Annotated in this window: 18 protein-coding genes and 1 pseudogene; 12 read left to right on the top strand and 7 right to left on the bottom strand. The window is 40.4% G+C overall.

Annotated elements, in window-relative coordinates:
- Nucleotides 1-2 precede the first annotated feature (2 nt).
- Nucleotides 3-620: a GDSL-type esterase/lipase family protein gene (locus tag BW139_RS03795; RefSeq protein ID WP_076918742.1), complete on the top strand. Its 618-nt coding sequence runs from the start codon at nucleotides 3-5 to the stop codon at nucleotides 618-620.
- 35 nt (nucleotides 621-655) lie between these two features.
- On the opposite strand, the gene BW139_RS03790 is transcribed toward BW139_RS03795, so the two are convergent.
- Nucleotides 656-2,905, bottom strand: coding sequence for a TonB-dependent receptor (locus BW139_RS03790; RefSeq protein WP_076918741.1), 2,250 nt, complete (start codon nucleotides 2,903-2,905; stop codon nucleotides 656-658).
- A gap of 280 nt (nucleotides 2,906-3,185) precedes the next feature.
- Between BW139_RS03790 and BW139_RS03785 the strand changes: the two genes are divergently transcribed.
- From BW139_RS03785 to BW139_RS03770, 4 genes are all read left to right on the top strand, one after another.
- A complete protein-coding gene (locus BW139_RS03785; protein WP_076918740.1) occupies nucleotides 3,186-4,193 on the top strand; it encodes a LacI family DNA-binding transcriptional regulator in 1,008 nt (335 codons plus the stop codon).
- A 169-nt stretch (nucleotides 4,194-4,362) separates the two neighbouring features.
- Nucleotides 4,363-5,601, top strand: a complete 1,239-nt coding sequence (locus BW139_RS03780) for a sugar MFS transporter (protein ID WP_076918739.1) — start codon at nucleotides 4,363-4,365, stop codon at nucleotides 5,599-5,601.
- A gap of 15 nt (nucleotides 5,602-5,616) precedes the next feature.
- Nucleotides 5,617-7,119 carry an alpha,alpha-trehalase TreF gene (treF, locus tag BW139_RS03775; protein WP_076918738.1) on the top strand — a complete coding sequence of 501 codons (1,503 nt, stop codon included), beginning with the start codon at nucleotides 5,617-5,619 and terminating at the stop codon, nucleotides 7,117-7,119.
- Nucleotides 7,120-7,230: 111 nt separating this feature from the next.
- Nucleotides 7,231-7,920 carry a helix-turn-helix transcriptional regulator gene (locus BW139_RS03770; protein WP_076918737.1) on the top strand — a complete coding sequence of 230 codons (690 nt, stop codon included), beginning with the start codon at nucleotides 7,231-7,233 and terminating at the stop codon, nucleotides 7,918-7,920.
- A gap of 31 nt (nucleotides 7,921-7,951) precedes the next feature.
- Here the strand turns inward: BW139_RS03770 and BW139_RS03765 are convergent, their stop codons facing one another.
- From BW139_RS03765 to BW139_RS03750, 4 genes are read right to left on the bottom strand one after another with little or no spacing between them, the layout of a single operon-like run.
- Nucleotides 7,952-8,725 (bottom strand): CsgG/HfaB family protein, encoded by a 774-nt coding sequence (locus BW139_RS03765; protein ID WP_076918736.1) that lies wholly within the window; start codon nucleotides 8,723-8,725, stop codon nucleotides 7,952-7,954.
- Nucleotides 8,725-9,147, bottom strand: a complete 423-nt coding sequence (locus tag BW139_RS03760; protein ID WP_076918735.1) for a curli assembly protein CsgF — start codon at nucleotides 9,145-9,147, stop codon at nucleotides 8,725-8,727. Before BW139_RS03760 ends, BW139_RS03765 begins: the two co-directional genes overlap by 1 nt.
- Complete coding sequence (locus BW139_RS03755) at nucleotides 9,141-9,533, bottom strand: curli production assembly/transport protein CsgE (RefSeq protein ID WP_076918734.1); 393 nt, start codon at nucleotides 9,531-9,533, stop codon at nucleotides 9,141-9,143. The genes BW139_RS03760 and BW139_RS03755 overlap by 7 nt, the downstream gene beginning before the upstream one ends.
- Nucleotides 9,534-9,573: 40 nt before the next feature.
- Nucleotides 9,574-11,076: a curlin gene (locus tag BW139_RS03750; protein WP_076918733.1), complete on the bottom strand. Its 1,503-nt coding sequence runs from the start codon at nucleotides 11,074-11,076 to the stop codon at nucleotides 9,574-9,576.
- Between the two features lie 572 nt (nucleotides 11,077-11,648).
- On the opposite strand from BW139_RS03750, the gene BW139_RS03745 reads away from it, so the two are divergent.
- The 4 genes from BW139_RS03745 (at nucleotide 11,649) to BW139_RS03730 (ending at nucleotide 21,957) form a co-directional block, all read left to right on the top strand.
- The gene (locus BW139_RS03745; protein ID WP_076918732.1) at nucleotides 11,649-14,153 is read left to right on the top strand and encodes a S8 family serine peptidase; all 2,505 of its coding nucleotides are present in this window, start codon (nucleotides 11,649-11,651) and stop codon (nucleotides 14,151-14,153) included.
- A 264-nt stretch (nucleotides 14,154-14,417) separates the two neighbouring features.
- Nucleotides 14,418-17,591, top strand: coding sequence for a glycosyl hydrolase family 18 protein (locus tag BW139_RS03740; RefSeq protein ID WP_076918731.1), 3,174 nt, complete (start codon nucleotides 14,418-14,420; stop codon nucleotides 17,589-17,591).
- A 66-nt stretch (nucleotides 17,592-17,657) separates the two neighbouring features.
- On the top strand, nucleotides 17,658-19,253 hold the full coding sequence (locus BW139_RS03735) for a lytic polysaccharide monooxygenase (protein WP_076918730.1): 1,596 nt from the start codon (nucleotides 17,658-17,660) through the stop codon (nucleotides 19,251-19,253).
- 73 nt (nucleotides 19,254-19,326) lie between these two features.
- The gene (locus tag BW139_RS03730; RefSeq protein WP_076918729.1) at nucleotides 19,327-21,957 is read left to right on the top strand and encodes a glycosyl hydrolase family 18 protein; all 2,631 of its coding nucleotides are present in this window, start codon (nucleotides 19,327-19,329) and stop codon (nucleotides 21,955-21,957) included.
- Nucleotides 21,958-22,048: 91 nt separating this feature from the next.
- Here BW139_RS03730 and BW139_RS03725 read toward each other — a convergent pair whose 3' ends face one another.
- Nucleotides 22,049-22,531, bottom strand: coding sequence for a putative 4-hydroxy-4-methyl-2-oxoglutarate aldolase (locus BW139_RS03725; protein WP_076918728.1), 483 nt, complete (start codon nucleotides 22,529-22,531; stop codon nucleotides 22,049-22,051).
- Between the two features lie 350 nt (nucleotides 22,532-22,881).
- Here BW139_RS03725 and BW139_RS03720 point away from each other — a divergent pair, with 350 nt between their 5' ends.
- Complete coding sequence (locus BW139_RS03720; protein WP_076918827.1) at nucleotides 22,882-24,345, top strand: carbon starvation protein A; 1,464 nt, start codon at nucleotides 22,882-22,884, stop codon at nucleotides 24,343-24,345.
- Between the two features lie 130 nt (nucleotides 24,346-24,475).
- Here the strand turns inward: BW139_RS03720 and BW139_RS03715 are convergent, their stop codons facing one another.
- Nucleotides 24,476-24,994 (bottom strand): TetR/AcrR family transcriptional regulator, encoded by a 519-nt coding sequence (locus BW139_RS03715; RefSeq protein WP_054201362.1) that lies wholly within the window; start codon nucleotides 24,992-24,994, stop codon nucleotides 24,476-24,478.
- Nucleotides 24,995-25,169: 175 nt separating this feature from the next.
- Here BW139_RS03715 and BW139_RS18320 point away from each other — a divergent pair.
- Both BW139_RS18320 and BW139_RS03710 read left to right on the top strand, forming a co-directional pair.
- Nucleotides 25,170-25,318 (top strand): annotated as a pseudogene (locus BW139_RS18320) (glutathione S-transferase); the annotation flags it as partial.
- A gap of 48 nt (nucleotides 25,319-25,366) precedes the next feature.
- A complete protein-coding gene (locus BW139_RS03710) occupies nucleotides 25,367-26,062 on the top strand; it encodes a cupin domain-containing protein (protein WP_076918727.1) in 696 nt (231 codons plus the stop codon).
- Nucleotides 26,063-26,125: the final 63 nt, after the last annotated feature.

Genomic DNA, 26,125 nt, shown 5'->3' with positions numbered 1-26,125 from the left:
ACATGAATATTCTTTGTTTTGGCGACTCCAATACCTTTGGTACATCACCCGTTGATGGAAAGCGGCTGCCTGCGCATGAACGCTGGCCGGGCATATTGGCAGAGCTGTTGGGTACAGGGCACCTCGTTATTGAAGCTGGGCAGCCTAATCGTACCTTAGTGAATAACCCGCCATTTAGCGGCGATAAATCAGGCGTAAAGTATTTAAAACCTTACCTTGAAGTGCACACCGTTGATGTTGTTATTATTGCGCTTGGCACCAATGATTTAAAAGCCCGTTTTGCACTGTCTGCTATCGATATTAGCAAAGCGCTTGAGGAGTTGATTTTAGCCATTAAAGCCTTTTATCATTGTAAAACAATACCAAAGATTATCATTATAAGCCCGCCCACGGTTCATGAAGTGGGAAGTTATAAAAGTATTTACGCAGGTGCAGGTATAAAAGCTGAACAATTATCCATTGAGTTCAAAGCTGTCGCTGATCGTCACGCATGTGTGTTTTTAGATTGTTATCCGCTGATACAATCTTGCAATAAAGAGGGCATACACTTACCCGTTAGTGCGCATAAAGAGCTTGCTAATAGGTTGACACCTATAATAAAAAAAGCCGCAGTATATTAATCACCGCGACTTTAATTTATTACTTAGGGAGTGTATTAAAATGCGTAACTAACACTTAAGCGTGTTGTACGTGGCATAATGTAACGGCCATTGGGGGCGTCGGCATTGCGCGGGTCGCCTTCAGTGATACCTTGCTCGTCGGTTAGGTTATCTATGGCTAATTGCAGTTTAATGCCTTCCATTGGTTCAATAATTAAACCTAAGTCTACTTTTTCGTAGCCATCAAGTGTTACGGTGTTTTCGTTATTACCAAAGCGGTCATCTACTGCTGACAAAGTACCATAGAGTGTGGCGTACATGCCGTCTACTTCAAAGTCATAGCTTGGTGTTACACGTACTTGCCATTTAGGCTGGCGCTGTGCTTCATTGCCTTTATTTTCCGGACTTTCAGTGATTTCGGTTTGTTGTAATGTGGTATTTAAATTAACAGAAAAGCCAGATTCATGATTAAAGTTGTAATCAAGTTCAACACCATACGCTTCGTTGGTTAAAATTTCAGCCGGCACACCCGGGCGACTTACAAAGGTATCGCCTTTTACTTCATTGACAAAAAAGGTGGCGTAGAAGTCGGTAGAGTCTGAAATAAGCTTGTAGCCTAGTTCACCCTGCGTTACTTCTTTAATCAGTTTTTCACCCCCTTGGTATGCGCCAAAGTTATCTCTAAAGTCATCAAAGTATGGCATTTTATAACCACGGTTAACACGTGCAAACACGCCCATGTCGTCATTAATTGAATAGTTTAAACCGGTTGTCCATGAGGTTTTACTTTCATCGTAATCAACGGCTTTAGTGATAATACCGTCAAGGTCTTCATCAACACTGTACTGCACATCATGGTTTTCTTTACGTACACCTAAATCAAGCGTAAATGCATCTGCAAATTTATATTGGCTTGTAAAGTAAAGGGCATTGGTGCGTGCATCGCCTGTTGAGCTAATATCGTAATTAAAACCACAACCGTCAGTGTTTTGGTTACATTCTATACCATTTAATAATTCACCACCTGCTTCCAGCACATGATACGCCGTATTACCTAAGCTCCACCAATCGCTCGCAGATGTGCTTGCTGTGTAATAACCAAAAGTGGCTGATACGTCACCAAATTGTTTTGAAAAAGCTAAGTCGTTAGTAAACGAGCTTATTTCTTTTAATACTACCCAGCGACCCAGTTGCTGAATCGCAGTGTCACTAGCGTATTCGGTGTCAGTTACCGCACCAAATGCAGTTTGGCCATTGTCGGCCACTTCACCAACCGTCGTTGCTGAGCCATTGGGTACTAAGCCAAATGTATTGGCATCGCCTTTGGTAATGTTAAAACGATCAATAAACTGCCAGCCATTATCAAATTCAAGTTTAATACTACCGCCGGATACATGGCCATCCCATCCTCGGCCATCACCTAGGTCAATGTCGTGTGCTTGCGCATTTGGGCCGGTAAAAATCGTCGCTTGACGGTTAAGTGTGCCAAGTTGGGTATATTCAGCATCAATGCCATTAACATTGAGTGGTGTTGGTAAGTACCATGCGCCATGATCGTCTGTTTGACGGGTATAAAAGTTAAGCTCGCCATTGTCTAACTCTTTAGTTATGTTAATTGTAAATTGGCTGCCTTTTTCAGAAGTAAAGCCTGCATCACGAATACCCGGTGAGCTTTTAACATAGCCGCCTACCATAAAATATAGGTCGTCGGTGATTTCACCACTTACTACAGCATCAACCCGTTGTAAGTCGTAGTCTGAGGTAGTGTATTTAAATAAGCCTTGAGTATCTTCACTGCCACGTTTTAATCTAAAGTTGGTTGTTAAACCAGGCTGACCATTGGATAGCACAGGATTAGGACCACCACGCAGTGCTTCCATTGTTTCAATTGTTTCATCGATTCTAAATAACGATGAGTTTTCTAAAAATGAAAGAGTAGGCGCAGGGTAAACTGGCGAGCCTTCAATACTGAGTGTTAAAAATGGCGCATCACCACCTCCTGGAAACCCACGCACAAATACGTTGGCACCAGACTCACCGCCAGAGCTTTCAACCCACACACCGGGAACGGCTTTAAATAAGTCAGCAGTACTTTTAGGTGATAATTTTATAATTTGTGATGAATCAATATTTGTTACAGCGTAGCTGGCATCAATTTTTCTGATCCCAACACCTGCGGGTGTACCAGAAACGACAATTCGCTCAACTTTTTTTTCTTTTGCTTGTTCTGCTGCATGGGCAGCGTGTGTGCTTAGGGCTAAAGTAATTGCACAGGCTAGCATGCTTTTTGCTTTATTGAATTTCATGTGTGAGATCCCGTTTTTTGTGTGTTAAACAGTGTGTATTACAGCGAGATTGATCAAATTTTAATGTAAACAGGCTGTATAAATTGAAACTCTAGAGATAAATGCAAACGTTTGCAATATTTATTTGTAAATTATTTATTAATAAGGGCTGTTGTTTTATTGAGCGTAATTACACAAGAGCGTAATTTTTAAGTTAATGGGCAAGCCAGTAAAAAATAATAATGCTATATTGTCAGTAAGTTAGATATAGCACCAGCCGCAGTGGAGCGTTTAGGGTTTTATGAATAATAAAAAAATTAAATTAGCTGATTTAGCAAAGCTTGCTGGGGTGTCTACCTCAACGGTTTCGCGCGCGCTGAATAATAACCCGCTCATTAAACAAGAAACCCGCGACAAGCTTCAGCAGCTTGCAAAAAAACATAACTTTAGCCTTAACACGGCGGCTAGCCGTTTGCGTACGCAAAAGACCAATGTTGTTGCTGTTATTATTAATCTTGATGAGCAAACCGAGCAATCAATCAGCGATCCATTTTTACTCAAGGTAGTGAGCGAAATTAACCTTGCGCTTAATCAACAAGGTTTAGAGTTGTTGTTATCTAACTCTATTATGGCGCAAGATGACTGGGCTAATTATTTTATTAATGGCCGCCGAGCAGATGGTATTATTGTTGTAGGGCAAGGAAAAAACCAAACTAATATAGAAGCGGCTGCCGATGCAGGTATTCCTTTAGTGGTATGGGGAGATCCAAAAACGCAAAGCAACTATCCTATTGTCGGCAGCGATAACTACTTAGGAGGAATGCAAGCGACCGCTCATTTAATAGAACACGGTGCTAAAAATATTTTATTTTTAGGCGATCCTGAGCATGGTGAAATTAGTGAAAGGCATCGTGGTTACGCTGCTGCACTTTCTACCCATAAACTTGAGCAGCATGTTATATCCATTGATATTACCAGTCGCTCTGCGTATCAAGCAATTAATCAGTTATTACGTGAAAAAGGGTTGTATTTTGACGCGATTATGGCCTGTAGTGACATGGTTGCACTGGGGGCGATGAAAGCGCTGAAAGAGCGCTACGTGAGTATTCCCAACGATGTGGCACTGGTTGGATTTGATGACATTGCCATGGCTGATATTAGCCATCCTTCACTTTCTACAATTAAACAAAACACCCAATTTGCTGCGACTTTGTTAGTTAAAAAGTTAATACAACAGTTTTCAGGTGAAAAAGTCGAATCACAAGTTATTGATATAGAATTAATTACTCGCCAGTCAAGCAAACGTTAACTTAGTATGCATGTATATTAATTGTTAAATTTAAAATGCAAACGATTGCAATGGTATTTATTCTACTCTAAACTCAGGATTCACTGACTAACACACAGGGTAATTTACCAGCTATGGGTAATTTGCTTTATAAACGTTATGGCGTATGTCGCTATAAACGAGGCACGCAATGAGTAAAATAAAAATCACACTGGCAATTGCTGCAAGCTATTTTATTTTCGCAATATTATTAAATAGCGTAGGCACTGTTATTTTGCAGGCTATAAACACATTAGGAGTAAGCAAAACAGAAGCGTCGGTTTTAGAGGGGTTTAAAGACTTATCAATTGCAATAATGTCATTTGTTGTTGCTTCATTTATACCGCGTTTAGGCTACAAGCTTGCAATGCTGCGAGCACTGATAGTTGTCGCTATAGCGTGTTTGAGTACGGCTGTAATAAGTGAATTTTACATGTTTAAAGTGTTATTTGCTGCTGTGGGTTGTGGTTTTGCGGTCGTTAAGGTATCGGTTTATTCAATTATTGGCCAAGTGACAGAGGATGCAAATAGTCACTCTTCATTACTGAACACGATAGAAGGAATTTTTATGGTGGGTGTATTAAGTGGCTATTGGATATTCACCGCATTTATAGACCCTGTTGATAGCAATGCGTGGTTGAATGTTTATTACGTATTAGCAGCGCTTACGCTTTTGGTGATTGTCAGTGTCGTGATAGCACCAATAAAACCTGCTATTAAAGGTCAAAAAAGCAACTCGGGTTGGAATGACTTTATTGCTATGCTCAAACTTACCTATCAACCGTTAGTGCTGATTTTTATTATTAGTGCATTTTTGTATGTGTTAATCGAGCAAGGGGTAGGGACTTGGTTGCCTACATTTAATAATCAAGTTTTGCAATTACCAGTAGCCATTAGTATTCAACTAGCGAGTATTTTTGCCGCAGCTCTTGCTTTAGGGCGCTTAGTGGCGGGCCAAGTATTAAAGCATATTCATTGGTTTGTTGTACTTAGCTGTTGTTTAGTTGCTATGGCTGCGTTGATTATTATTACCTTACCACTAACGGAAAACTTACCTAAAAACAAAGTACATAGTTTATTTGATGCGCCTTTGGCGGCGTTTGTTTTGCCATTAATTGGCTTTTTTATGGCGCCCATTTATCCGGTACTCAACTCAGTAATGCTCAGTGCGCTACAAAAGCATCAACATGCTGCAATGACAGGGTTAATCGTTGTGTTTTCAGCACTTGGTGGCACCACAGGGTCGGTGATAACCGGGTATGTATTTGAGCACTTTAGTGGCCAACATGCTTTTTATCTTTCACTCGTGCCCATTAGTTTAATTTTTATTAGCGTGATTATTTTTAAAAAACGCACCCATGCCATTTCACAACACGCAGTCAATAGTTAATAGATTAGGACAGTTATGAGTTTTTTTAATAGCCAATTATTTAAAGATGTACAAACACAGCATATATTTAGCGACTGTAAAACGTTTGCTGATGCAACCGCGCGTGTTGATTGGCAAAGTGCCTGTAAACAGTATGAGAAAATAGCACCCCTTGATAAAACTCAATTAAGAGACTTTGTTGATGCGCATTTTATAACAACGCCTTTATTAACAATGAAAGGGGCTGCAAATACCACAAGTGTAAAAGGCTACATAAACTCACTGTGGAACGGCCTTCGACGTGAAGCCGATACACCAAAAGCTAATTCTTTACTCGCTTTAAAGCACAGCTACATTGTACCTGGTGGACGTTTTCAAGAAATTTATTATTGGGATAGTTACTTTACTGCGCTGGGTTTAATTGATGCAGATAAAAGTGATGTAGTAGAAGATATGCTACAAAACTTCATAGACTTAATTAACGATTACGGCTGCATTCCAAATGGTAACCGCAGTTATTATTTATCGCGTTCACAACCGCCTATTTTAGCGCTGATGGTTGAGCTTTTATGGCAGCACACTCACAGTAAAACACATAATTTAGCTTGGCTTAAATTGTGTGTTGAAGCTTTAATAAAAGAGCACGCATTTTGGATGCAAGGAGTAGATACACTCAGTGATGCGCAAACAAGTGTAAAACGCGTGGTAACAATGCCATGTGGTGGGGTATTAAATCGCTATTGGGATGATGAGGCGGCTCCTCGCGCAGAGTCATTAAGAGAAGACTTAGCGCTTGCATCAGGGTTTAGTGATGATAAAAAACCTGAGTTTTATCGTAATATTCGTGCTGCGTGCGAATCTGGGTGGGACTTTAGCTCGCGCTGGTTAGCCGAGTCAAACTTACTAAGCTCAATTCAAACGACAGATATTGTACCTATAGATCTAAATTGCCTACTGTACAATTTAGAAAATCAGCTTAGTGAATGTTTTAAATTGCTTGGCAATGAGCAACAATCACAAACGTATAGCGGCTATGCTGTAAAAAGAAAGTCGCTTATTAATCAATATCTTTGGAGTAGTGAACAGAGCTTTTTTGTTGATTATAATCATAAGCTATCTAAGCCGTCTGCCATTTTAAGTGCAGCGGCAAGTACTCCTCTTTTTGTTAATTTAGCCTCGCAACAGCAAGCTGAGATGGTTGCAAACGTATTGAGCGAGCAGTTTTTAAAAGCAGGCGGCATTGTAACAACGGTTGTTGATACTCCACAGCAATGGGACAGCCCGAATGGCTGGGCTCCATTACAATGGTTTGCGGTAAAAGGCTTGCGTAATTATGGTATTGAACAATTAGCTACACGCATAATGAAAAACTGGCTAACAATGGTAGAACAAGATTTTATTGAAAATAAATGCTTGCTCGAAAAATATAACGTATGCACACCGCAAAAAAAAGCCAGCGGGGGGGAATATCAAGTACAACAAGGATTTGGTTGGACTAACGGTGTAACATTGCGCTTTTATATGCTCACTAAAAGTTAATTTGCCTTAACTGCTTTATAGGGATTCACTCTGCTAATCTTATACCAAAAGAGCATTGTATTTTGTAGCTGATTTAGGTAATGTGACATAAACGTTTCAAGGATGAAATTTATGTTAAATAAGAAATTTGCTTTTATTAAAACAACGTTTAAATCTTCTGCTTATGCAGCTAGCTACACTACTGTTTTAAGTACTTTAAACGCGTTATTTAATGATATTAAAATGGATGACGCGCTTCCTAAAGCTGGGCAACGTGACAATGTTGAGTTGTTCCTCATTGATGGCGCTGATAAAGATTGGCATTCATTGCTTCCTGCCGAATTAATTTGTTTAGCTAAGCAACATAAGGTGATTTTATTTAACGTTGAGCCAAATGCTGTATGTGAGAAAAACTTATTATTGAATCACTTTAATGGTGTTTTTTATAGCTCAGATGTTGCAGAGGATATTTTTAAAGCGCTTGTAAGAGTAACAGCTGGTGAACTATGGTTTACTCGTAAAGTGATTTCAGGTGCGTTCAAAGAGATATTAAATGCAGCTTCATCTAATAATTTATTGCACGACGACATAGTTCTCAGTAAAGCGGATTACGAAAACCTAACCAAGCGTGAAAAGACAGTGATTCATTTAATTGCTCAAGGTGCGAGTAACGATAAAATAGCGAATAAACTCAATATTAGTGATCATACAGTGAAAACCCATCTTTATAGTGCGTTTAAAAAGACTCAATCGCGTAATCGTATAGAGCTTGCAAATTGGGCGCAGCGCTATATTTCGGTATTACTTCCATTAGAAAGTTAAATAAAAAGGCTATATGTATAGCCTTTTATTTTTAAGCTTGTTTTTTAGCCCAAAGGCCTCGGTCTATCCCTTTAGTAATTAAATCAGTAAGCGCTTTTTCTATGGCTTGTGTTACGCAAATACTCATAGGCTCGTTATCACTAAACCCTGCTTCGGCTTCGGCTAAACGTTTATAACTCACATATCTAAAAAAACCTGCCCGCATTTCTTGGCTCAATACTTTTTTGCTAGTGGCTACTGACAATAGTACTTGGCCAGTTCTTACATCAACTGCACGCAAATAAATTGAGATTGCATCTTCACGATATAGCTCTGAGGCACCAATACCAAAGTATTCCATTCCTAATCCGCCAGTTTTTACATTGGTATCGTAGCTAATGATGCCACCTTCTAAAATAATTTTAGCGGTGGTTAATGGCGGTAGCTCGCCTTGACTAGGATTAGTTGCCTGTGCCGCCCTAATAATTTTTCGCTCAGTCAAAATATTTTGCAAACCCTCACGTTCAACCGGCGTAAACCAGTCAGACTCATGTAATGCTTGCACTAGAATAGAGTTTGCACCTTGAGTGACTGCCGTAGAAAACGAGCTAACATTGGTTTGTGGTTTATATTGGCCGGTTTGATCGCGAAACGAGTATACAGAAACAGGAATACTTCCTGCAGGTTTCGGTAAACTTTTTAAATCAGAAAAAACATCTGTTGGCTCTAACGCTACCGCACTTTGTTTTGAGGGTGGAATTAAGTTACCCATAGTCGAGCAGCCACTAAGGCATAGAGCGATTGTTATTATTATAAATTTATACATTATCCAAACCTCGGAACTTCAATGATCACCACAGAGTCATCAATTATGTTTGTTATTTTTACAGTGATTGTGTCGGTTGTGCTGGTGATTACTTCTATTTGGTAATCGCCACTCATAAATATTGAATCTTGGTTAAAAATACTGTCTTCAATATTTTCGCCAAAGGCCATATCGGTTATTTCTCTAACCATACGGTTTAAATATGTTCGCTCTAACGAGTCTTGAAATTGCTCTGCATATCCTTTTTCGACAACCGGTGCTCTATGTTTATTTTGTGCTTGTGCTTTACTAAGTAACATATTGGCATTGAGTGGATTGCCGCCAAAGCTTGGGTTAATAGGGGTGTAAATAATTTCGGTTGCGGAGACCGAAAAGCTTAAAATTGTTATTATTATTAATGCTATTTTTTTCATTATTACCATCCATTTAATGCCATATCAGGAGAGGAGACTTTCATATTGGAGCGCGCCATGGCGTCTATAACGGTATAAACAGCTTGTTCTACACGTTCATCAAGTGGCTCTAGTCTTCGTCCTAAGTATGTTGCATAAACAATTTGATTATTCATTATTAAGGTTAATTTAGTGCCTGCTTTTGGAATAACGGTTTCTTTAATCTCTATATTAAACCCAGCGGTAGAGGGGAGATCTCGCCAGTAATTAGAAAATTCATAATAAAACTGATGACCAAAGCGACTAATACTACGATCGAGTAATAAACCATCTATCTCTAGGTCATCAGCAGCCGTTACCACTGGTGAACAAAAGAGTAAAAGGGCAAGTAAGTAGGTGTGTTTTGTTTTTATCATAAAGAAAAAAGGGAGAATTAACCTCCCTCTCATTTATCAATTACATTTGTGTAATTGTTGTTGTGTTGCCATCACCCAATTGAGTAACAGAAACAGTGCTATTAAAACCAATAACAGCGCCTTCAACAATATTATCATTACCAGTTTGAGTAACATTAAATGCTACATTTTCACCACCGAGTAAAAATGCTGAATCATCAGTCCCAATAACCCAGTTTCCAATACCTTCTTGCGAAATATCAATGCTATGACCATTTCCTTCAACCATCATATCCACAAGGTTGATGTCGCCATTTTGAGCAATATCAATTTGGTTTGAGTTACTGTCTAAAATACCAGCAAGAGTAACGATGGCCTCGTTTTGATTACCAGCTTGATTAATATCGATATCATTATTGTTAGACGTTAATGCCATATTAGGGTAAGAAGACTGAACTAAAATTGCATTCTCATCACCGGCTTGAGTTAAGTTAACGTCATTGTCTGAGCCATTAAAGTTAGCTAAATGCGCTGAATTTAAGTTTCCTATTTGGTTAATATCAAACTCGTTATTTGAGCCTAATACACCCATGTATGCTTCGTTAGATGCACCATTTTGGTTTGCTTTTAACTCATTATTGTCACCAATAAGCTCGGCTGTAACCAGGTTCTCAGTATCAACTTGAGTAATTTCAACTTCATTACCTTGACCTTCGAACAACGCAGAATCGGCAACGTTATCAGTACCTTCTTGGTCAATATCAATGGTGTTTTCACTGCCGACTACATCAGTGAAGGCAACCGCATTCGTATCGCCTTCTTGCTCAATTAGTATTTCATTAACATCACCTGAAATACTATTAAAAGCGACCGCATTTCTGTCACCTTCCTGCACAACATCAATTTCGTTATCATTGCCTTGTAGCGAAGTGACTTTAAATGTGTTCCAGAAGCCTGTTTGACCAAGGTATATTAAATTATCATCACCGGTTAGCATTGATACTTCGGCTTCATTCCACTCACCGCTTTGAAAAGCAGTAATTTCATTGGCGTTACCGCGCATATCCATGTTGTAGAACCAGTGTCCACCAGCGCCTTGCTCTACTTCAACGTAGTTATCATCGCCAGTTATAATATTAATGGCTTCGTTGTTAACCAAAAAGCCTTGACCGCTTTGACTCACATACACAGTGTTATTATCGCCTGTAACCTCTGTTAGCGCTCCATTTGCAACGCCATCTTGGAAATAGACTTGCTCGTTATTATCGCCAACGGTTGTTACTTTAGTGTAATTGCCAAACTGTAATTGGGTGACTTCATTTGTATTGTTTTCACCAACAGTTTCTATAATCATGGTATTACTGTCACCGTCTTGCTTAAGCGCTGCGGTATTATTATTCAGTACTTGCTCTAAGGTAATTGAGTTTGAATCGCTTTGGATTGAAACTTGTGCGCTTAATGGTGAGGTCGATACATTTTTATCTGCTGTGCTTGCGTGAACTGCAAAGCTTGATCCCATTGCGATTGCAATAGCACAGCTCAGAATTGACTTATTTAGTTTCATTATTATTCTCCTTGAAATACAAAATTAAACACCTTGATTATTTATTGAGTTTTAATAAGGTGCTTCTCGTTACAGCATGCCGTGCTGTGATAATGTGTGATTAACTTTTTTGTTCTTAAACGTAAGGTGCGGTTTTAATCATGAATGTAGATTCAGGCTTTTTATGCTTAATAAGTAAATTTACCGTTACCTACTTCATAACTGCCCAATCACTGTATTCTTCAATGAACTTATTTTGAATCACCTTTTTTAATGGTATTTAAACTTATTTAATTTCAAATGGTTGAATTGTTTTTTGAGATTTAAATTAAATTCACGCTAAAATCCAGTAAAAAATAATGAGTTAATGGTCTGTTAAAAATAATGATTTTCACTCATTAAAATAGATGTATTTAATGTTTTTACTACTGTATTTCTAGTTAAAAATAATGATTTTGTACCTTATTTTGTTTTTTTACTTGAGTTAGTCGCTGTTTAACCGTTTTCTAAATGCTTGCCACGTGATTTTTTAAATTCTTAGACGTAAATTTTCCACTTAGTAAAGCTAAGTTAACTTAATTACGGATAACATGATGAAAACAAAATTATCTATTATTACACTCGCACTTTTACCTTGTTTAGCTGCGGCTAAATTACCTGATGTTAATAGTACAACTCAAAAAGTTACCGCGAGCAATGACTCGATTATTGTTAAATACAAAAAGAATGCTTCGCCAGAAATGCGTAAGCAAGCTCGCTCATTAGTAAGAGCTAAGATCTCTGATTTAAACAGCGATGAAGTTGATGATAACTTCACCTCGTTATTTTCTGGTCGCCTTGCTAAATTTAAAGTATCTGGAATGAGTGCTAAAGAAGCTATTGAGCGCTTAAAATCTCATCAAGCCATTGAGTATGTTGAGCCTGACTATCGTGTGAGCATTGCAGCAACACCAAACGATCCTCGCTTTGAAGATTTATGGGGCTTAAATAATGAAGGCCAAACTGGTGGCACTGCTGATGCAGATATTGATGCACCAGAAGCATGGTCAATTTCAACTGGTAGCCGTGATGTTGTTGTAGGTGTTATTGATACCGGTGTAGATTATAGTCATCCTGATTTAGCTGCGAATGTGTGGGTAAATAGCGGTGAAATTGCTGGCGATGGTATCGATAATGATGGTAACGGTTATGTTGATGACGTGCACGGTATTAACGCGATTACCGATGCTGGCGACCCAATGGATGACGAAGGCCACGGTACACACGTATCAGGTACAATTGGTGCCAGTGGTAACAATGGTGTGGGAATTGTAGGTGTAAACCATGATGTATCTATTGCAGGTTGTAAGTTTTTAGCTGCAGATGGTACAGGTTCTACATCTGGCGCTATTAAATGTATAGATTACATGGTAGGCCTTAAAAACTCAGGTGTTAACCTTCGTGTATTAAACAATAGCTGGGGCGGTGGTGGTTATAGTCAAGCACTTGCTGATGCGATTACTGCCAGTGAAGAAGCTGATATTTTATTTGTAGCTGCTGCTGGTAATGATGCGGTAGACAACGATGTAAACCCTCATTACCCATCTAATTATGAAAATGATAATGTACTATCTATTGCAAGCACAGATAGTCGCGACAACATGTCTGGTTTTTCACAATGGGGTTTAACCAGTGTTGATATGGGCGCGCCAGGTAGTGCTATTTTATCAACTATTCCTGGTGGCGGTTATGCAAGTTATTCTGGTACATCAATGGCAACGCCACATGTAGCCGGTGCTGCTGCACTTGTACTTTCAGTTAATCCTGATTTAACAACACTAGAGCTTAAAGAATTACTTATGTCTAGTGGTGATGCTAATGCAGCATTAAATGGTAAAACGGTTGCAGGTACGCGTCTAAACGTTAACCAAGCACTGATCGATGCTGATCCAACCCCTGGGTTTAAATTATCTGTATCGCCTGTTTCACAGCAAGCGACTGTAGGTGATACAGTCACTTATACCTTTACGATTGGTTCAATTGCACAATGGGATGGCGATGTTTCACTAGCTTTGGCTGCTGATCTTACTGACGCATCACTAAGCGCAACCACAGCTCGTCCTGGTGATGAAGTTGTACTTACAGTGGCAACTAATAGCGAAACTCAGTGGGGAAATTATGACTTTACTGTAACAGCTACAACAGAAGAGCAGGTTAAAGAGCAAACAGTAAGCTTAATGTTGCAACCTGCTGGTTTGAATGACTTTACTTACATTAGTGATGAAAGTGTTGCGATTCCAGATAATTCTTCGGAAGGTGCAAGCTCTGTCATAACAGTGGCCGATGATTTAACTATTTTTGGTACCACTGCTGATGTAGACATTTCGCATACTTGGTCAGGTGATTTAGTACTTACACTTATTTCAGCGCAAGGTAATGAAGTGACACTGCAAAGCAATGAGGGCGGTAGTCAAGATGATATTGTTAAAGCATTTACTTCAAGTGCATTTAACGGGGAAGTTGCAACAGGTGATTGGACACTTCATGTTGAAGATACTGCAGGCTCAGATACCGGCACAATAAATGGTTGGTCACTTACATTTAGTGCTATTGGTGAAGTAAGCCCACAACCTCCTCGCGCTGGTTTTGATGTTGATACGCAAGGCCTTACAGCCACATTTGTAGATACAAGTCGTGATGCAAATGATGATATTTCACAGTGGAGCTGGGACTTTGGTGACGGTGCAACTTCAACTGATGCAAACCCTGTTCATGCCTACGCTGAATCAGGTAGTTATGAAGTTGAACTAACTGTAACAGATAGTGAAAACAACTCAGATACATTCACACAAACAGTTGTTGTAAGTGATGTTGAAATTGAGTTGAGTCTAAAACGCGCTAATAAGTCACGCCTTGATACTATGCGTGTAGAGTTAAACTGGGAAGAAGTGGGTGCAGAGTCACTTAGCTTATACCGAAATGGTGAACTAGTAGGCACCGTATCAGACAATGGTCGTTATCGTGATTACGTTCGTAACGCAACATTACCTGCATACGACTATCAGTTATGTGTATCTGAAAACGTATGTTCGAATATTATTACGGTTTCATTTAATTAAACAGAACATACATTCCTAATGTAAACCAAGCCCAGTTTTACTGGGCTTTTTTTGTGCTTAATTGGGAGGTGTCATTCATTTGAGCTTGGTTTGTGAATGGATTTTTGTAAGCATAAATAACTAGTCTTATATTATTAATTAGTTAATTAATACTTTTTTTGTTCATTAATTACACTTTATTTACTTGATATTTACTTTGTTCATGCTAGTTTCATAAATAGAAACTGACAATAGCATTTCTTAACACACTAAGCGGAGGAACAAATGAGCTCACGGAAAATAATAAAAAATGCCTTCAAATTAAGTGCCTTACCTCTAAGTGCATTTAGTTTAAATGTATACGCATCAACCGATTGCAGTGCATTAACGGTATGGGAGTCTGGGCAAACTCATATAGCAGGAAGCCAAGTAAAAGCACAAAATAATGCCTATGAAGCCAAGTGGTGGACACAAGCCAACCCTTTGGAGAATGCAGGTCAATATCAAGATTGGTTACTTTTGGGTGTGTGTGACAGCGCTGTCAATGATAATCAATCCCCTATAATTACCGAGTTTACACCTGAAAATGGTTCTTTATTTAGCGATAAAGACAGCGTTGTCATTTTGGCAGAAGCAACAGATTCAGACGGCACGGTTGCAAGTGTAGAGTTTTTTATCGACGGCATTTCCATCGCGGTTGATAACACTGCGCCGTTTAGTGTTAACTGGCAAGCTATCGCGGGCGATCATCAAATTAGTGCAGTGGCAACAGACGATAAAGGTGCGAACTCTGTTGAAGTCGTTAATACGCTAAGCGTTAGTGATTCAGTGGTTGTTGATCCAACTAATCAAGCACCTGTGGCATCTATTTCATTTAGCATACTGCCTGAGCAACTTATTGTTGGGTCACAAGTGGAGTTTATACTTTCAGGCACCGACAGTGATGGCCAAGTAACAGCGCTAAGCTTTGCTGAAAAGGGTGTTGAGGTTCATCAAGCTAACTCAAATACAAGCAGCTACACATGGCAGGCTGCAGCGCTAGGTCAAGCAACGTTTACATTAACAGTAACAGATAACGAGGGAGCGACCTCTCAAACAACAAAAGTATTAACGGTTGTTGAAGAAAATACCGGCCCTGTTACTAGCACCGATTGTCGTCCACAAGGTTTATATCAAACACCCGGTGTAAATACACCTTACTGTACGATTTATGATGCAGAGGGTCGTGAGATGATGGGTGCCGATCACCCTCGTCGTGTGATTGGATACTTTACTAGCTGGCGCAATGGCGCAAATGGTCAACCTAGCTATTTAGTAAACGATATCCCGTGGGATAAAATTACCCATATTAACTATGCATTTGCCCATGTTGATGCCAACAATAAAGTATCAGTTGGTGACCCAACATCAGTAAATAATCCAGCGACAAACATGCAATGGCCAGGTGTTGTTGGTGCTGAAATGGACCCAGAGTTTAACTACAAAGGCCACTTTAATCTGTTAAACAAATACAAAAAACAACACCCAGATGTAAAAACACTCATATCTGTAGGTGGTTGGGCTGAAACAGGCGGTTATTTTGATGAAACGGGCCGTGTTGAAAGCGGTGGTTTTTACACTATGACTACCAATGCTGATGGTTCAATCAACCATGCTGGTATTAATGCATTCGCGCAAAGTGCTGTTGAATTTATTGAAAAGTATGGTTTTGATGGTGTTGATATCGACTATGAATATCCATCATCAATGAATGATTCAGGTCATCCAGATGACTTCCCTATTTCAAATGCACGTCGTGCAGGGTTGAATGCATCGTATCAAGTGCTGATGAAAAAAGTACGTGAAGAGCTTGACCGTGCAGGTGAAGCCGCTGGTAAGCATTATTTACTCACTATTGCATCGCCTTCTTCGGGTTATTTACTGCGTGGAATGGAAACCTTTCAAGCGGTTCAATACCTTGATTATGTGAATATCATGTCTTATGACTTGCATGGCGCATGGAACTCGCACGTAGGTCACAACGCTGCATTGTTTGATACTGGTCTTGATTCAGAGCTTACGCAGTGGAATGTATATGGCACCAAAGAGTTTGAAGGTATTGGGTACTTAAATACCGATTGGGCAGTGCGCTATTTCCGTGGTGCGATGTCAGCGGGTCGAATCAACATAGGTTTACCGTATTACACCCGTGGTTTTAAAGATGTATCAGGCGGAACAAATGGTTTATGGGGCCAAGCAGCATTGCCTAACCAAGCTGATTGCGCAACGGGTACCGGTGTGGGTGAAAAAAACAAATGCGGTAATGGTGCGTTAGGTATTGATAACCTTTGGCACGACAAGAACGATGCAGGCCAGGAAATGCCTGCGGGTTCAAACCCATTATGGCATGTTAAAAATCTTGAAAACGGCATTGTTGGCTCGTATTTAGGCGTGTATGGCTTAACACCTGATACAGACGCTGATGATCGCTTAATCGGAACTTATACCCGTCATTATGACAGCGTTGCCGTTGCACCTTGGTTATGGAACGCAGATAAAAAAGTATTCCTATCGATAGAAGATGAAGAGTCGATGGCAACTAAAGTTGATTACGTTATCAACAATGGCCTTGGCGGTATAATGTTCTGGGAGCTGGCTGGTGACTTTGACTACGATGCAGCGAAAGGCGAATACTTCATGGGGTCAACGCTTACTTCACTTGCATACAATAAGTTTAATCAAAGTGGCGTTGCATACGATGTTCACGGTGGTAATCCCAACTTTAACACTCCTGTAGAAGCGGTTGATGTGGTTTTTGAGGCAAAAGACTTCCCTGTTGGTGATGAAAACTACCCAATCAGTCCAACATTTGCGTTTACTAATAATTCAAACCTTGATTTGAGTGGTGCAAAGATCTCATTTGATGTGCCGGTATCAACTTCAGCTATTTTTAAATCTAACTGGAATGCACAAGAAAAACTGGGCATGGCAGTAGAAGTAAATGGCTCAAACGCGGCAGGTAACAACATTGGTGGTTATGAGAACGAGTTTCACCGTTTCTCAATCACACTGAACAACGAATGGGGCGGCCAGCCAAAAGACTTTAGCGCCGGTGCAACTGTAAATGCACAAGTGATGTATTACATGCCAATCACAGGGCCTAGCAACTTTACCATTGAAAAAAATGGCAAAACTTACGCTTTCAAAACAGAGTACCCCATGTTGCCAGATGCAACACCGGGTGATGGCACAGGCGATCCAGGTAACGGCGGTGGGGAACCTATAGGTACGTGTGAAGGGGTTGATATAGCGACTATTGCTGTTTATCCAAACTTCCCTCAAACAGACTGGGCGGGCAACCCAAGCCATGCCGCAGCAGGTGACTTAATGTCTCATAACAACGCGGTTTATAAAGCCAAGTGGTGGACAACCTCTGAGCCGGGTGTAACAGCTGATTGGAGCTTAAGTTGTAGCCTGTAATTTACAAAACAATGAGGGGTAGGCCTGAGCTTGCCCCATGTATTGAGTCTTATAAAGGATAAAATAATGGCATCAATTAAACTTAACACGATTTCGCTATCTGCAATTACCAGTGGTTTACTACTCAGTACACTAGCACCGCAAGTGCAAGCACATGGTTATATGGACAGCCCTAAAGCGCGCCAAGCATTTTGCCAAGATGATGGCGGGTACTGGTGGCCTGAAGACGGTACAAATATTCCTAACCTTGCGTGTCGAGCCGCTTATTTAGAGTCGGGCACGGTACAGTTTGTACAAGCGATTGAATTTTCGGTTAATACACCTGACTATTTAAATCAAACTGCAGTTGAGGCCAGTGTACCAAACGGCACTTTATGTGCTGGTGGCGATACAGCCAAACGAGGTATGGATTTACCATCACCACATTGGCAACGCAGTGATGTAATGCCTAACTCTAATGGTGATATACAAATCCGTTATTTAGCTGCAACACCACATAATCCCAGCTTTTGGCAGTTTTATTTAACTAAGCCAACTTTTAATACCGCTACAGATATATTGACCTGGCAAGACTTAGAGCTAGTTCAAGAGCATCAAAATGTTGAAGTAGTAAAAGACACCGATGGTGAACGTTATTATCAAATGAGTGTGGCTATTCCACAAGGGCGCAACGGCGATGCAATTTTGTATAGCCGCTGGCAACGAAACGATGTCGTGGGAGAAGGATTTTATAACTGTAGTGACATTAACATTGTAAACGACGCTGCACCAACCGATCCTAATGCGTGGGCAAGCCTTGGTTACTTTGTACGCCAAGGGCAAAATGCCATTGCTGGTGACACGGTATGGGCTCGTTTATTTGACGAAACAGGTCAAGAGGTGATTAATCAACAGCTTAAAATTAATGCTGACAATCAAGCAAATTGGCAACAAGTGTTGGCGTCACAACTTAACCTTGATTACGCGTATTTAGTGCAAATTGGTGTGCAAAATCAAGCTGGAGATGTTGTATTTAACAACGCAGATGTACTAACTAACCAAGTATATGGCAACAACCCAAATTACACCTATACATTAAGCGTGCAGGGCGCTCCCAGTAATACAGCGCCTATTGTGAGTAAGCCAGAAAACCTAGTAGTTGATGAAAACACCACCACGGCTGTGCATTTACATGCGTTTGATGATGAGCAGAGTGCGTTAATTTATACTTGGTCAGTACCGGCACCACTGAGTTTTACCGGTGGCGATGCCAATATCAACTTACTCTCACCTGAAGTTTCAACACCTACAGATTATACCGTTTCGGTCTCTGTTTCTGATGGCCAATTAACGACCCAAACCGAATTTATTGTCACCGTTAATGACAGCGTTATCAATGATCCTGTTATCGCTCCATGGAGCTCTACGGAGGTTTATCAAGCAACAGATAAAGCGAGCTTTCAAGGCCGTATTTACTTAGCTAAATGGTGGAATCAAGGTCAGCAGCCAGATAGTTCAAGTGCGTGGCAGCCTGTTGACGAGCCTAATACCCCAGCAGCATGGAATATTAATAAAGCCTATCAAGCGGGCGCAAAAATAACCTATCAAGGACAGCGCTATAGCGCTAAGTGGTGGACTCAAGGCGATACGCCAGGACAAGCCAATGTATGGAAAAAACTGTAACTAAAAGCCTAAGTTTTGTAGTTCAAACTTATTAAACCAAAATAATCACATTAAAAATAGATAAGAGAGAAATATGAATATTAAAAAATTAACCGCAGCTATGGGTGTTGCACTATTTGCCGGTTCTGTATCGGCAGCGCCTTCTACACCAAGCATTAATTGGGAACCACAGCAATATTCGTTTGTTGAGGTAGATCTTGAGGGAAACGGCTCTTATAAGCAGCTAGTTACCCGTGTTGAGCAAGTTAATATCAACATTGAGTGGAGTGCATGGAGTGGTGATGGTGGCGATAGCTACAAAGTGTACTTTGATGACATGTTAGTAAATGAAGGCACGCTTGCTGCAGGTTCTAAAAGTGGCACTATTTCATTTCCTTATGACAAAGCGGGCCGCCATACAATGTATGTTGAGCTATGTGAAGGCGGCACAACGTGTGCACGCAGCGCAGGCAAACCGATTGTAATTGCTGACACCGACGGCGGACACCTAGCACCATTACCTATGGATGTTGACCCAAATAACCGTGATATTGGTATTAAGCAAGGTTTAGTAACAGGCGCTTACTTTGTTGAATGGGGTATTTATGGTCGTGATTACGATGTAACTAATATGCCAGCACAAAATCTGAGTCATATTTTGTATGGCTTTATTCCAATTTGTGGTGAAAACGCATCGTTATCGGGTGGTCCTAAACGTGCACTTGAAACCGCTTGTGCCGGCTCTGCAGATTACGAAGTGGTTATTCACGACCCTTGGGCCGCAGTACAAAAAGCACTGCCAGGGGTTGATGCAAAAGACCCTATCCGTGGTACTTACTCTCAGCTAATGGCGCTTAAACAGCGTTACCCAGATATTAAAATTTTACCATCTGTAGGTGGTTGGACGTTATCAGACCCATTCGGTGGCTTTACCAATAAAGCTAACCGCGACACCTTTGTTGCCTCAATGGAAGAGTTTTTAAGAACATGGAAATTCTACGATGGTGTAGATATTGACTGGGAATTCCCAGGTGGTGACGGCCCCAATCCTGACATTGGCGATCCAATCAACGATGGCCCAGCCTATGTTGCATTAATGCAAGAACTACGCGCTATGCTTGATAAACTTGAAGCAGAAACGGGTCGTACTTACGAGTTAACCTCAGCTATAGGTGCAGGTTACGATAAAATTGAAGATGTAGATTACCAAGCCGCAAGCCAGTATATGGATTACATTTTTGCCATGACCTATGACTTTTATGGCGCATGGAGTAACGTAACCGGACACCAAACAGCACTTTACTGTGGCGAACATATGAGTGTTGGTCAATGTAATGGTACCGGGCTTGATGAAAATGGCGAACCTCGTAAAGGCCCTGCTTATACCACCGATAATGCAGTGCAGCTGTTACTTGCGCAAAATGTACCATCAAAAAAAATCGTCGTGGGCACAGCTATGTATGGCCGTGGTTGGGAAGGTGTTTACCCGCAAAATGCAGCAATTGATGGTAACCCAATGACCGCCCCTGGTAATGGCCCGTTAAAAGGCTCTTCGGCACAAGGCGTATGGGAAGATGGTGTTATTGATTACAAGGGCGTTAAAGCCAATATGATTGGTGCGGCGGGCACCGGTATTAATGGTTTTGAAGTGGGTTATGATGAGCAAGCACAAGCCGCTTATGTATGGAATCGTTCAACCGGTAAACTCATTACTTATGATAGCCGTAAGTCAGTACTGGCGAAGGGAGCGTATGTTAATCAGTATAATTTAGGTGGTTTATTTGCATGGGAAATAGATGCGGATAATGGTGATATTCTTAATGCTATGCATGATGGTTTAGGAGGAGTAGTTGCTCCGCCAACAAATAAAAAGCCAGTTGTTTCTGTGTCTTCATCAGTGTCTATTAATTCAGGCGAGAGTATTACAGTAACAGCTTCTGCAACTGATGCAGATAACGATCCACTTAGCTTTAGCTGGAATGCTGATAGCGCACTGGTGGTATCTGGACAAAATAGTGCATCATTAGTCATTACAGCGCCAACAGTTACTGCAGATACACAGTATGTGGCAACTGTTGCGGTATCAGATGGTCAAGTAACTGTTAATCGTGATGTTGTTGTTAATGTTATTGCGCCAACATCAGGTGGTGAAAACACAGCACCGAGCGTTGATGCTATTGCTAATATCAGCGTTGAAGAAGGCGCATCAACATCAGTTGCTGTAGTGGCAAGCGATGCTCAAAACGATGCAGTTACATATACGTGGACAGTACCAGCTGGTTTAACGTTAGTGGGTAGCGGTGCAAATATAAGTCTTGAGGCAGGCGCAGTTGATACAGATACAGATTTTACAGTGTCTGTTGCAGTTAGTGATGGTGCATTAACCACAACGCAAAGCTTTAGCGTAACAGTTACAAACGTTGATACTACAACTGAGCCTACAGGAAGCTGGGATGCGCGTGTTGCATACGTTGGTGGTGATGTCGTTACTTATAATGGCGTAGAATATAAAGCAAAGTGGTGGACTCAAGGCGAACGTCCTGATTTAGGTGGTGCATGGGAAGCAACAACACAACCTACAGATGGTACGGGCGCTTTAGTTTGGCAGCCATCGGCTATTTATAACAGTGGTGATGAAGTTTCTTATCAAGGTAATCAGTACCAAGCTAAATGGTGGACTCAAGGGAACGAACCTGGTTCAACCGATGTATGGTTAGCACTTTAATTTTAACCTGAGAATTTGGGTTTTAAAAAACTATATAAATTAAAAAAGCAGCTTTCGAGCTGCTTTTTTTGTTAACGACTATTACGAGGGGTTAAAACAACGCTTTAGAGCTAATTATCAAGCCGTTTATATCAGCATATACCCAATCACTGGTATTAATTGTAGTGTTTAACATATTAACGGGATGATCTTTAGCGCCTAAGCCGCGCTTAGTGGTGCAGCGCGGAGTTGCGCCTAGCGCCATCACAGGTAAATCAAGTGTGGCAAGTATTTCAATATCGCGACAGCAGCCATTAATAATTATGCCCTGCCAGCCATTTTTTAATGCGCGCTCTGCAATCATATCGCCAATAAAAGCAAAACGCTTACTGGCAAAACCATCAACAACTAACACTTTGCCGTCACCATTTTCATGCAGTATGTTACCAGCAAACGAGTTATCGTCAGGGCAGGTGACGGTCACTACTTGACCATAAAAGTGAGTTTTATTACCAAAGTGCTGCAAGCCACTATCAGCCACTTGCACATGGTCGCGATGTTCATCGTATAAATCGGGCGTAGTAAACGGTGTCATTGAGGGCATCCTTGTTTTTGGCAAGCCATGTAGGGCAAAGACCGTAAGTTTTAAAGTAGTAATAATGTTTATCGTAGGCAAATTAACAACTCAGGTGTAGCTAATGTTGTAGATTAGCGTATAGATTTTAGTCGCAATATAAGCATTTTTAGTGTTTTTTAATCCTGTTTTTATGAGTAACTAATGCTGTTACCTAGTTTTACCTTTTTGAATGAATTTGATTTGGCGAGCGCATTAGCCAAACGTCTCATTGTTGCGTGGTTTTTCATATGCTACGTTCAATTGTTATTTTAAATTTTGGGCTGCAATACTGTGCCCTATACACACATACAAAAAGAGAAGCGTGCTTTATGATCATCTTTTTTATTTGCCTGACTATTTTAATATTAGGCTATAAGTTTTATAGCCCGTTTGTTGAAAAACAAGCGGGTATGGACTCGACAGTAGACACACCACAGAAGCGTTTTAGCGAAGGTGTTGACTATGTTGCTATTCACCCTGTTCGTGCATTTTTAATTCAGTTTTTGAATATTGCAGGAGTAGGCCCCATATTTGGTCCCATACTTGGCGCCTTGTATGGCCCAGTAGCGCTGGTTTGGATTGTACTTGGTAACGTTTTAGGTGGAGCTGTACACGACTTTTTCTCTGGCGTAATGAGTATTAAAGAAGACGGTAAAAGTTTACCTGAAATTGCAGGCCATTATTACAACGTAGTATTTAAAGGCTTTATGCTTATATTTACTGCTATGTTGTTATTCTTTGTTGGTGTAGTGTTTATTATGAGCCCTGCAGGATTATTGAGTAACTTAGATGCATTTGAAGGCACCATTTTTGCTAGTAATACATTTTGGGTTCTCGCTATTTTAGCTTACTACTTTTTAGCCACGTTATTACCAATCGATAAAATCATCACTAAGTTTTACCCTATTTTTGGCTTGTTAATGATTGTAATGACAGTTGCTATTGCAGTCTCACTGTTAATCAACGCACCCCATTTACCAGTAGCTGGCGACTTTTTAGCGTATTTTGAAGCCGATCATGCCCACGACTTTTTAGCCCCAAATCCTGATGGACTGCCTACTTGGCCGTTGCTATTTATCACCATTACTTGTGGTGCTATTAGTGGTTTTCACTCAACGCAAGCACCTATTATTGCCCGTTGTTTAACTAACGAAAAATATGTACGCCCGGTTTATTATGGCGCGATGATGTGCGAAGGTATTGTAGGTTGTGTTTGGGCGCTTGCTGGTATTGCTGCCTTCCCAGAAGGTTATGCGGGTTTAAAATCGATGCTTGATTTAGGCGGTCCAGGCTTAGTAGTTAACCATATTGCAAACAGCTACTTAGGTGTATTTGGTGGTATTATGGCTATTATTGCTGTTGCTGTTTTCCCTATCACCTCAGGTGATACGGCGTTCCGCTCACTGCGCCTAACAATGGTGGATGCGTTTAGTATTCCGCAAAGTTTACGTAATCGTTTGTTGTTAGCATTGCCAATTTTAACCATTGCTTACTTTATGACTAAGCTCGACTTCTCTGTTATTTGGCGCTACTTCGCGTTTTCAAATATGCTGCTTTCTACCAGTGTTTTATGGCTTGCTACTAAGTATTTATTTGACCGTGGTACATTCCACTGGATTGCTAGTATCCCTGCTGTAATTGCTTCAGCTGTGACTTTGTCATACATAATGACTGCGGCAATAGGATTAAACTTATCAAGTGATTTAGGTAAACCAATTGGTGTAGCGGTTGCTGTTGTAGGCTTTATTGTATTGGCTTTTGTGCATTCAAAACATAAAGCGCGTCCAGCTTAAAACTACATAGTTATTAATGCAAAAAGCGAGCTTTATTTAAGCTCGCTTTTTTATGCTTGAACAAGTAGTAATTTAGTTAATAGATTTATCAACTTTCTGATCGCCAACCACTTATGTTGACTATTTACCGCTAAAAAGTCGCTTGTTCGAAGTAGCTAATATCATCTAGGGTTTTACTAATAATCATTGCCCCTTCTAATAAGCTGACTGTTTGTATTGCCGCCCGAGCAGGATTAAGCTCTCCATTTATTTGATGTGCTTGAGTTAACCAGGCTAAGTTTTTATTAAAAAACCGCTGAACTTCAACCCGCACTTTATCGGGTAGGCTGTCGCTTTCTGCACCGAGTAAGCCACATAAACACATCTTTTTGTCTATCACGAGCGCATTTCTAAATAACTGAGTGTAAATATCGATGGGATTTTTACCGTTTGCTTTATGTGCATTCGGATCGCCAAGTACTGCAATAAAGGCATCGGTGTATTGATGCGCGAGTTCAGCGCCTAAATCAGCTTTCGTTGGAAAGTGATAATGCACACTGGCACTTTTTATACCAATCTCAGTAGCAAGTTCTCTAAAGCTAAAGTTGCTATAACCACCCAGTCGCACTTTATTTTCTGCGGCTTGTAGCAGGGCTGCTTTTTTACTCATTTTGATATTTCCTTGCTGTTATCTGAAAAAAATTATCAACCAGTAGGTAGTTATTTTCAAGCTCTTTTGTTTTTAGTTTGCAAACATTTAGCGCTTGCTATAAATTACCTATCAGTAGGTAGTTTCTGTTTGCCAATATAAACCTAAGTTGTCGTTAAAAATATAAGAGATCATTATGAAAATTTATGACGTAGAAAATTACCCAAACCCATTGCAGGCTCGTATTGCACTTGCTGAAAAAAACCGACTGATAAAGAAGAGTTAGTTGCTATCGATTTATTAAATGGGGAATACTGCAGTGAGGCATTTTTGGCAAAAAACCCTTAGCCAAGTATTGGCGTTTAGTTATAAATTAATAATTTGGAGTCAAATATGAAAATTGCTGCCGACTTTAGTCAACGTGTGGTGGTGCATAGTGAGTCACTTGAGTGGATAGCTTCGCCCATGCTGGGTGTTGATAGACGTCCACTTGACAGAGTGGGCGAGGAAGTTGCTCGTGCCACTAGCATTGTACGTTATGCGCCAAACAGCCACTTTAGCCCACATACACATACCGGCGGTGAAGAGTTTTTAGTACTTGATGGGGTATTTCAAGATGAGCATGGTGACTTTCCACAAGGTACCTATATTCGTAATCCTCCACAATCAAAGCATACTCCTGGCTCAAAAGACGGTTGTATTATATTTGTAAAACTATGGCAGTTTCAGCCAGAAGATCGCCAGCACGTGCGCATTCACACACAGCAGATGCAAGGGCAGAAAAACCCCGAATTTAATGACCTAAATGTCATTTTGTTATATCAAGATACGTATGAAACAGTGAGTATTGTACAGTTTAACGCTAATCAATCTTTAGCGCTCACGGTGAGTGGTGGCGCTGAGTTGTTGGTTTTGGATGGCACTTTACAAGAGCATAACGACAAACTTGAAAAACATAGCTGGCTTAGAGTGCCTGTTAATAGCCAAATAAACGCCACAGCGGGTAACAATGGCGCAAGAGTATGGATAAAAACCGGCTATTTAAACGATGTAAAAAACCAAGTTAATCGGTTAAAAAAACATAATTAGCTCAAAAAATAAATCTGCATTAAGTGACTTTTTTGATCTGCTTCAAGTAAAAGCTTTTAACTA

Source organism: Pseudoalteromonas sp. SK18 (assembly GCF_001974855.1).
Lineage (GTDB): Bacteria > Pseudomonadota > Gammaproteobacteria > Enterobacterales > Alteromonadaceae > Pseudoalteromonas.
Note: the sequence above shows the minus strand (reverse complement) of the source record. Positions and strands in the feature narration are given on the sequence as shown.